This is a genomic window from Arhodomonas sp. KWT, from assembly GCF_010993615.1.
The window spans coordinates 1-814 of record NZ_WNXE01000758.1 but is presented as its reverse complement, the minus strand read 5'-3'; the positions used below and the strand labels follow the sequence as shown (position 1 = coordinate 814).

Sequence of the window (814 nt, the reverse complement as noted above, 5' to 3'; positions counted from 1 at the left end):
CGGTCCTTGGCGGCGAGCAGCGCCACCGGGCGCTCCCGGCGCAGGTAGCGCGCGAGCGCCAGCACCGCCATCTGGCTGTGGCGGTGGCCGGTGTCCACCAGCCGCACCCCCGCCGGCAGCGGACCGGGCAGCCGGTCGGCGCGCACCGCCACCAGGTCCACCGCGTAGCCCCGGTCCAACAGCCCGGCGAGCAGGCGCACGACCATGCGCTCCACCCCGCCCTTGCCGGAGAAGGCCAGGAACACGGCGATCCGCGGCGCGCCGCTCATGCCCGGCCCTCCAGCAGCCGGAAGGGATCCGCGTCGCTGCCCGGGTCGGCGCCGTCCCCCTCCAGCACGATACGGTGCCAGAGCGCGAACTGGACGATGGCGAAGGCCGGCGCGCTGAGCCGGCCCCGGGCGGCATCCCGGCGCAGCAGCCAGGCCACGCCCTCCGGGCGGAACCACTCGCGCACCGCCGGATGGGCCGGCAGCACGCGCTCCAGCCAGGCAAGGTGGTCACCGAACCAGCCGCGCACGGGCACGTGGAAGCCGCGCTTGGGCGCGTACAGCAGCTCCCGCGGCACCAGGCGCTCGGCCCAGCGCTTGAGAAAGTGCTTGCCCTGGCCGTCCGCGACCTTGAGCCGGTCGGGCAGCGACAGCCCGAAGGCGACGATGCGGTGGTCGACGAACGGCAGCCGGCCCTCGACGCCGCTGGCCATGAGCATGCGGTCCGCCTTGACCAGGAGGTTGTCCGGCAGCGCGGTGGTGAGGTCCACGTACTGCATCCGCTGCAGATCCGACCAGCCCCGCGGCGTCGATGCCCAGGCCTCGAC

At 74.9% G+C, this 814-nt stretch carries 1 protein-coding gene and 1 pseudogene; both read right to left on the bottom strand.

All coding sequences use genetic code 11. From position 1 onward, the window contains the following. Positions 1 to 269: pseudogene (locus G7A99_RS22210) on the bottom strand (glycosyltransferase); the annotation flags it as partial. Continuing rightward, positions 266 to 814: asparagine synthase C-terminal domain-containing protein (locus tag G7A99_RS22205; RefSeq protein ID WP_205600006.1), on the bottom strand; the 549-nt coding region annotated here is incomplete at its 5' end. The pseudogene G7A99_RS22210 and the gene G7A99_RS22205, both read right to left, overlap by 4 nt.